The sequence below is a fragment of the Corynebacterium sp. HMSC06D04 genome (genome assembly GCF_001807315.1).
GTDB lineage: Bacteria > Actinomycetota > Actinomycetes > Mycobacteriales > Mycobacteriaceae > Corynebacterium > Corynebacterium simulans.
Window position 1 is genome coordinate 7,344 of sequence record NZ_KV788546.1, and the last position, 6,849, is coordinate 14,192.

General features: G+C 54.5%; 8 protein-coding genes and 1 pseudogene. 1 reads left to right on the forward strand and 8 read right to left on the reverse strand.

The window, feature by feature from the left end:
* Positions 1-109: 109 nt before the first annotated feature.
* The 7 genes and pseudogenes from HMPREF3155_RS05795 to HMPREF3155_RS12865 all read right to left on the reverse strand — a co-directional run bounded on the left by HMPREF3155_RS05795 (position 110) and on the right by HMPREF3155_RS12865 (position 4,976).
* Positions 110-367 carry a hypothetical protein gene (locus HMPREF3155_RS05795; RefSeq protein WP_070432803.1) on the reverse strand — a complete coding sequence of 86 codons (258 nt, stop codon included), beginning with the start codon at positions 365-367 and terminating at the stop codon, positions 110-112.
* A 77-nt stretch (positions 368-444) separates the two neighbouring features.
* Positions 445-948, reverse strand: coding sequence for a DnaB-like helicase N-terminal domain-containing protein (locus HMPREF3155_RS05800; RefSeq protein WP_070432804.1), 504 nt, complete (start codon positions 946-948; stop codon positions 445-447).
* A 22-nt stretch (positions 949-970) separates the two neighbouring features.
* A complete protein-coding gene (locus HMPREF3155_RS05805; RefSeq protein ID WP_070432805.1) occupies positions 971-1,183 on the reverse strand; it encodes a glutaredoxin family protein in 213 nt (70 codons plus the stop codon).
* 557 nt (positions 1,184-1,740) lie between these two features.
* Positions 1,741-2,271, reverse strand: a complete 531-nt coding sequence (locus HMPREF3155_RS05810; RefSeq protein ID WP_070432806.1) for a DnaB-like helicase N-terminal domain-containing protein — start codon at positions 2,269-2,271, stop codon at positions 1,741-1,743.
* 25 nt (positions 2,272-2,296) lie between these two features.
* On the reverse strand, positions 2,297-2,725 hold the full coding sequence (locus HMPREF3155_RS05815; protein ID WP_070432807.1) for a hypothetical protein: 429 nt from the start codon (positions 2,723-2,725) through the stop codon (positions 2,297-2,299).
* A gap of 23 nt (positions 2,726-2,748) precedes the next feature.
* Positions 2,749-3,375 carry a ParA family protein gene (locus HMPREF3155_RS05820; protein ID WP_070432808.1) on the reverse strand — a complete coding sequence of 209 codons (627 nt, stop codon included), beginning with the start codon at positions 3,373-3,375 and terminating at the stop codon, positions 2,749-2,751.
* A 304-nt stretch (positions 3,376-3,679) separates the two neighbouring features.
* Positions 3,680-4,976 (reverse strand): annotated as a pseudogene (locus tag HMPREF3155_RS12865) (IS3 family transposase).
* Positions 4,977-5,371: 395 nt separating this feature from the next.
* Between HMPREF3155_RS12865 and HMPREF3155_RS05835 the strand changes: the two are divergent.
* Positions 5,372-5,596, forward strand: coding sequence for a hypothetical protein (locus tag HMPREF3155_RS05835; protein ID WP_070432811.1), 225 nt, complete (start codon positions 5,372-5,374; stop codon positions 5,594-5,596).
* Positions 5,597-5,765: 169 nt separating this feature from the next.
* Here the strand turns inward: HMPREF3155_RS05835 and HMPREF3155_RS05840 are convergent, their stop codons facing one another.
* Positions 5,766-5,990, reverse strand: a complete 225-nt coding sequence (locus HMPREF3155_RS05840; RefSeq protein WP_246817700.1) for a hypothetical protein — start codon at positions 5,988-5,990, stop codon at positions 5,766-5,768.
* Positions 5,991-6,849 lie beyond the last annotated feature (859 nt).

The following is a 6,849-nucleotide window of genomic DNA, read 5'->3' on the forward strand; positions in this document are numbered from 1 at the left end:
TTAACATATGTTTTAACATATGGCAAGACATATGCTAGGCCATATGCTTTAGCGTATGTTAAAACATATGGCAGGCGGTTCGGTGCGATTTATAATCTATGCGCTGCGGTTATGCGAACGCTTGGCGTAGCTGATGCCCGGCCACCATGACCCAAAATCCCAGGGTCGGTAGGGCGATAAAGAGCATGATAGCGGGTGCAGAGTATCCGGCCAGCCGGAGCACAACGGGTGGGACTGTCCAGAACACAGCCGGGACGGCCAGGCCAAAGAGGGCAATGTCCGCGCGCTCATTAGCGTCGCTGAGGGCGAGGATCGTCAGGGCCAGGAGGGCGGCGAGGGTGAAGGCGGCGAGGGCGTATGAGGCCATGGCGGCAAGCTTCCTTTCGGTTGGAATTTCGAGGACGCTTTTGATCGTATCGGCAGGGTGTGCACACCCCAGGCGGGCTAGATCGTGGTGATGTCTTGGTAGCGTTGCCAGGCCTTGCGTTGGCCTATGCCGTGGTTGATCATGATGTCGAGTAGTTCGGCTTCGGGGGCGTGTTCGGCGGCGTGACGGAGTTGTTCGGTCATGTGGAGGTATTGGCGGCGGTAGCTGGTGCTGGCTACTTGGCGGGCGTAGTCGGCAAGGTGGAGGTCGACGATTTTGAGGGTGACCAGTTCGGTCATGATGTGGTGTTGGTCGTCGGCGAGTCCGTCGCGGTTACCTTTGGCTTGGAGGGCGTTGAGGACGGTGGAAGCGTCGGTGGGGCGGTTGTCGTTGACAAGTTCTTGTAGGGTGGCAAAGATTCGTGCCAGTAGCGTGTTGGCGAAGTCTGCGGGGTCGAGTTTGTCGGTGATGGTGGCGATGGTGTCTTTGTCGCCACTGGTGAGCATGGCGGAGATAAGGCATGCTTCGGAGTTGGTGACGGTGATGGTGGCACTGATGGTCTCGGCAGTGTCCTGGGCCATGGGGTGCTCCTTGCTTTTTGGGTTATGCGGCTTGGCGTAGCTTGTCGGGACGGAAGCCGGAGAAGCTGTTGCCGGCTTCGTCGACGACAACGGGGGCGCTGGCGTGGCCGAGGCTGGCGAGGTAGTCGGCGTGTTCTTTGGCGGGCTTTTCCTCATAGTTGAGGCCGAGTTTGTTGGCGGTTTTGATGGTCAGGCGGCAGGGGTGGCATCCGGGTTTGGTGTAGATGGTGAGCATGTCTGCTCCTTTCTTTGTCGAGTGTTGCCTTCCGTCGCGGTATGCCTCTAGTTTAACATATGTTTTAACATATGGCAAGACATATGGTAGGCCATATGCTTTAGCATATGTTCGGGTTTTGTGGCTGTCACCTGTAGTTTTACTGGTGCCGGTGGTGTCGGTCTGGGGTGTGGGGCGTGCATTTTTCTTGCTTTCATCTCCGGCACGTAGTGCCTGCGCCCGCCTGTGGCGGAGGTCAAGAAAGCGTGGAATAAATAGCGAAAAAGCGCCCCGGATTCGGGGCGCGCGGGAGCGGTTTATGCCGCGAAAGTTCTTGACCGTAGCCACAGGCGGGTTAAGCTGCCGAAGGCGGAGATGAAAGCGTATCTACCGTAAGCAGACACTGGTTGCGGCGTGTGGCTGTGTGGCTGGTCTTTCGCGGTGGTGTTGGGGGTGTTTTTCCACGGGAGTTGCGCTCGGGTGCGCGGTGGGGTGGTCAGGCCATGATTGAAGGTCGTGGAAATTCCCGCAGCGAAGCGAGGAAATTGGAGCGAAGGCCACCGTGGGGTGGGTGTGGTTTAGTGGCGCTCTTGCGGGGTGTCTTTGTGGTTGCGGTAGTAGTTTTCTTTAATGCGGCGTTGTTTTTTACCTTCTTTTACTAGCAGTGGGTAGAGGTCTTTTTCTGGTGCGGTGTGCGCCTGGCGGCTTAGGCGTTCGACCATGTTGCGGTATTGGCGGCGATACGAGTTAGAGGCTACGGCTTCGGCGTAGTCGGTTATTTTCGGCGGTATGTGCTCTAGGTTGGTGAGCATGGTGATAAGGCCGTCGATGTTGTCGGTGACTATGCCGGATTGGTCGCCTTCGGCGTGCAGTGCTGAGCGCACACTGGCAGGGTCGTAGGGTCTGCCGCTTTTGAGTTGTTGGCTGATGGTGGCAAAGATTGCGGCGTAGTCGGTGGAGTAGAAGTCGGCGGGGGTGAGTGTTTGTGTCAGGTTTACTGCTTGGGTGGTGTCGCGGTTCCAGAGCAGGGCTGCGATAAGTAGCGCTTCGGGGTCTTCGCGCGGGTCGTTGTCTGCGCGCTCGGCGATGTGGGGAGTCTGGTGGGACATGGTGGCTCCTTGGTCTCGCGGGTGGTTATCCTTCCCAGCCGGTTTGTTGAGCCCAGGAGGAGATGAGCTGGTCGGCGATGGAGGCTTCATGCTTGCTGCGGATTTTTTGCATGGCTTTGAGGGCGTCTTTGGGGATGTAGACGGTGGTGGTGCGGGTGAGCTCGTCGGTGTTGTAGGTCGCGTCTGCGGGCTGGTAGTCCGCGCCGTGGTCGGTGATTAGTTCCCAGGCTTCTAGAAGTTGGCGGTAGATGGGAGTGCCGGTTTCTGCCCAGTTTCTGCGTAGTTCTTTGTAGATGGAGTAGGGCAGGTTGACGGTGGTGCGATGCGGCTTTTCTTTCTTGGTGGCCTTTGTGGCTTTGGCGGTATTAAGGCCGGTGTCTTTGGTGAGGGTGGGCTTTCCTTGGGCGTCGGTTTGCTTCTTTTTCGGGCGTGCCAGACCTGGGGTGTCGTTCATGGTTGCTCCTTTTTGAGGTGTGGTTAGTTGGTGATGTGGGCGATGATTTTGTCAAAGATTGCGGGGTAGCCGTGTAGCTCTTTGGCGCTGTTGCGGGGCCAGTGGCCGAATTGGCGGTCGAAGTAGGCGCGGGATTCTACGCCGGGCCAAATGACTGGGATTCCTTCGTCTTCGAGGACTTTCCGGGCGCGGTCGGCGGTGCTTTTGCGCTTGTCCCAGATGGTGGGCAGTACGGCGTAGTGTTTGCCTTCTGGAATGACGTCGATGATTTTCCAGGTTTGCGCCATGTCGGTGTGGGTGCCGGTGGTGGGAATGACGACGAAGTCTGAGTTTTCGATGATGAGTTCAGACATGCTGTGATTGCTGGGTGGGCCGTCGATGATGACAAGGTCGTCGCTGTATTTTTTGACCTTGCGGGCAAGGATTCCTCGGTTGACGGCTTCGACTTCGACGTCAACGTGTGGTGCATTGGGGTCTTCTTCGAAGGCGTCGTTGGCGTATTCGATCCATTCGGAGGCGGTGCCTTGTTCGGCGTCGGCGTCGAGGACGTGGACGGTGTATCCACGGTAGGCGGCGACGGCGGCGAGGTTGATTGCGCTGGTGGTTTTTCCGGTTCCGCCTTTGGCGTTGAGGCAGGAAATTACGGGCATGGCTGCTCCTTTTAGGTGTCGAGTGTTGTGTTCTCAAAGTGTCCTTTGAGCTGTAGGTTTCATACTAGCATATGTTCTGCCATATGTTCCACCATATGCTTAAACATATGTCTTGGCATATGTTTAATTGGGAGCTTTGATTTTACGTCTCACGTGGGAGTTTGTTGCTTTTTTCGGCTACGTTTTCTACGATCACTCGTGTCGAGTGTTTAACTGATTCCTTTCGGTTATTCCGACGTCTCGGGGATGCCCGAGACAAGCCCCCGGGGATGAACTGGCCCCCGAAAGTTGGACTGGTTTAATTCTAGGCGGTTAGGGCTTCAAGGGTCTGATTTCGATATTGCATCGGGGTCAGGCCCTTGAGTCGTTGTTGGATGCGTTCGGTGTTGTACCACTGGATGTACTCGTCGATGGCCTGGTTGAACTCTGCGACGGTGTCGAAGACTTCTCCGTGGTACATCTCGGTTTTTAAGTGCCCGAAGAAATTCTCCATGACCGCGTTGTCGTAACAGTTGGCTTTACGCGACATTGACTGAACACCACCGTTGTCATGAATCAGGTTGCGCCAGGACGAATGCTGGTACTGGAAACCTTGATCGGTATGCATCATCCACCCAGGCTCAGGCGCACACGTTTTAATCGTCTTAGTTAAAGAATCGGCGGTAAACGCTGTCGACGGCGATGTAGCCACGGTGTGGGCAACGATTGAACGGTCGAACAGATCCATCACCGGTGACAGGTAGACCTTGCGGCCTGCGACCCTGAACTCGGTGACGTCGCTAACAAAGACGGTATTTGGCTTATCTGGAGTGAACTTGCGGTCAAGTGTGTTGTCGGCAATGTGGCTGATCGTCCCGTTATAAGAAACATATGGCCTGCGCTGGCGGACCTTGGCTCGAAGCCCCATCTCGCGCATGAGTTTGTAGACGAGCTTGTGATTGACCACCCACCCCTGGTTGCGCAGGTCAAGTAGCACTCGTCGGTAGCCGTAGCGATACTTGTTGCGCTCGAAGCTTTCCCAGATCGCGTCTTTGAGCGCAGCGTGCTTATCCGGATCGCTGAGTCGTTTCTGGTGATAGAAGAATGTCGACCGTGCCATGCCGGCCGCATCCAAAAGGTATTGCAGACGATGCCGTGACTTGAGGATGACAATCGCCTGGACCTTCAGGCGTGTCCCTGATTCCTCAAGTCCCGCAATTTTTTTAGATATGCGTTTTCCGCTTCCAACCGCGCGATCTGGCGACGCAGCTTCGCTTCCTCCGAAAGCGGCTTCGGCGTGCCCGAACCCTTGGGCCTGCCCTTCGGCTTCGGTTTTAGTGCCTCATCGCCACCTTTACGCCATTTCCTCGACCATCCGCCGACCAAGTGCTCTGATGACAGGCCAAACTCGCGCGCAAGATCCATCGCTGTCTCACCAGAAAGGTGGCGTTGGACAACTTCCTTCTTGATTTCGAACGAATACTGCTGCTTAGTCGGTTTTTCCACAAGACATAGTCTGCCATGCAGCTTAAACCGACGACAGAGCATACGGGCGGCGTATGTGGAGACACCAAGAGCAGTAGCAGCGGCACGATAGCCCACGCCTTGCTCAAATAGTTCAACCAACTGCTCCCGCTGATGCTCACTCACCAAACTTCGAGCTCTCAATGAAAACTACTCCCCACTAATCGGAAACTGATTTCTCAGTCCAACTAATGGGGAGCAGTTCAGGATGCCTGGGGGCTTTTTTATGCCCAAATCACGTAGCTGTTTGTCCTATTTTTCGCTCCGGTTGCGGGCGCGCGTGAAGGCGGTATGGTTTTGGGTGTCCGCAGCGCGCTTCCCCCGGCGCATAGTCGGACGGAAGGAAAATAAAAAGCCACGACTCCCGCACCCCCGCAGGTGGCTTCTCCCCAGTGCTTCCAAGACGAGAAGCACTGGGGAGTTTCCTTTGTCGGAACCTTATGGCCGTTTTAAATCAAGAGCCTGTTTTATCGGGAGTAGGTAGGGTCAGAGTATGAGTAATTTTACTTTTAAGCCGGAAGAAGAAGCTGCCATTGCTTACGAAATGTGGACACGAGAAAAAGACGAAATCGGCCCCGTTGTTTCTTGGGCAGCATACGACGCCTACAAAGAACTCCCAGAATCTCAGAAGCAGGAATGGAAAGAAGCCTACTTAGATAAGCTTAAAGAACTGGGCGTCTCGGATGCCCAGTTCCAAACGGCCACCTTTCTAATTTAAAACTTCACTGCGCTAATTAGCGCAGTGTAAATACAGAATTTACTAGTTGTCTCCTTAGTGCTTCCAACGACGAGAAGCACTGGGGAGTTTCCTTTTATTGAGCGTCTTCCAGCCGTTCTTTGAGACCGGTAGCTAAATCTAGAAGTTCGTCCGGGTTATCTGCGGGCCGTTATTGAGACAGATTCCGTTGTGCTGCGTGCACGAGCTTAGCGAGTATGCCGGCGTCGCGGGCCAGTGGGAAGACGGAAGGTAGTTCCGCCAGTATTGCTTGCAGGTGTTTGGCTGCACTGTTGGCGGCGTCTAGCGCGTACTCGTAGTCTCCACCGTCCCCGTGAGCCTTGATGAATAGGGCGCACAGGTGTGTGTCCTGGGCTTCATGCACAATGCCAGCCATTGCCGTTCCTTAGTCATGCCGTTTTCCAAGTGGTTTTATTTTTAGTGAACTCTCCCATGTTCCGCTGGGCCTTCATCACCTGCAGAGCAGGAACCCCGATGAAAAACACGATTAGGGTGGTTGCGTCGTGCTAATGCAGTTGCAGAATGGTTCGTCCTTGACACATAATGGGGACGAACAAAACAAGGAGTATCTGTGTTGTTCAAGGAAACTGTGATGATGGGTTATCACCACCACATTTCAATGTGAACCCACTGAACAGAGAGTCTTTAGTTAGGTGATAGCAGCGCCTGACTAACCCCCAGGGTTGCTCCCTGGGGGTTTCCTTTTGGGTTGTGGAAGTTTCGCGGACGGATATGCGACAAAAAGTGTGTCTTTTGCCACTTAACCTGAAGTTTCGCGAAACGAAAAAAGTGGCACAACCCACCACAGGTTGCACCACTTTCAGAGTCTTTAGTTAGGTTGACAGCAGCGCCTCAATTATCTCCGCAAGATTAAGGTTCTGGAATCTCTCCCATAGGCCCCAACCCTGGTTTCCAATTGTAGTTACTGCTACACCTGTTTTGAGAGGCCCGTTCGCATTGCGAGCGCGCGGCTTCCTCTCTCGACTCTGTTTTCGATGTCTTCCAATATATTTATATCTTCTGAACATATTTATTCCTTACGGGCTAGGCTTCCGAGCGTCTTGCAACGACGCCCTACCGGCCCTTTACGGCAGGAGTCTTAACTGCAAGCACGCAAGGGTTCTCTGTCTACCGCAGAACAAAGTCCTTTGGTTTTCGTCGAACAGATCTATTCTTGCACACGTCTTTGAAAAACGAGACCTGTCGATTTGGGGTAGTTGGTACCGCGAGTCCGC

Bases quoted from the DNA above. Each gene is read 5' to 3' on its own strand.
- HMPREF3155_RS05805 (WP_070432805.1), bottom strand. From the start codon at position 1,183: ATGCTCACCATCTACACCAAACCCGGATGCCACCCCTGCCGCCTGACC.
- HMPREF3155_RS05835 (WP_070432811.1), top strand. From the start codon at position 5,372: ATGAGTAATTTTACTTTTAAGCCGGAAGAAGAAGCTGCCATTGCTTAC.
- HMPREF3155_RS05800 (WP_070432804.1), bottom strand. From the start codon at position 948: ATGGCCCAGGACACTGCCGAGACCATCAGTGCCACCATCACCGTCACC.
- HMPREF3155_RS05815 (WP_070432807.1), bottom strand. From the start codon at position 2,725: ATGAACGACACCCCAGGTCTGGCACGCCCGAAAAAGAAGCAAACCGAC.
- HMPREF3155_RS05840 (WP_246817700.1), bottom strand. From the start codon at position 5,990: ATGGCTGGCATTGTGCATGAAGCCCAGGACACACACCTGTGCGCCCTA.
- HMPREF3155_RS05820 (WP_070432808.1), bottom strand. From the start codon at position 3,375: ATGCCCGTAATTTCCTGCCTCAACGCCAAAGGCGGAACCGGAAAAACC.
- HMPREF3155_RS05810 (WP_070432806.1), bottom strand. From the start codon at position 2,271: ATGTCCCACCAGACTCCCCACATCGCCGAGCGCGCAGACAACGACCCG.
- HMPREF3155_RS05795 (WP_070432803.1), bottom strand. From the start codon at position 367: ATGGCCTCATACGCCCTCGCCGCCTTCACCCTCGCCGCCCTCCTGGCC.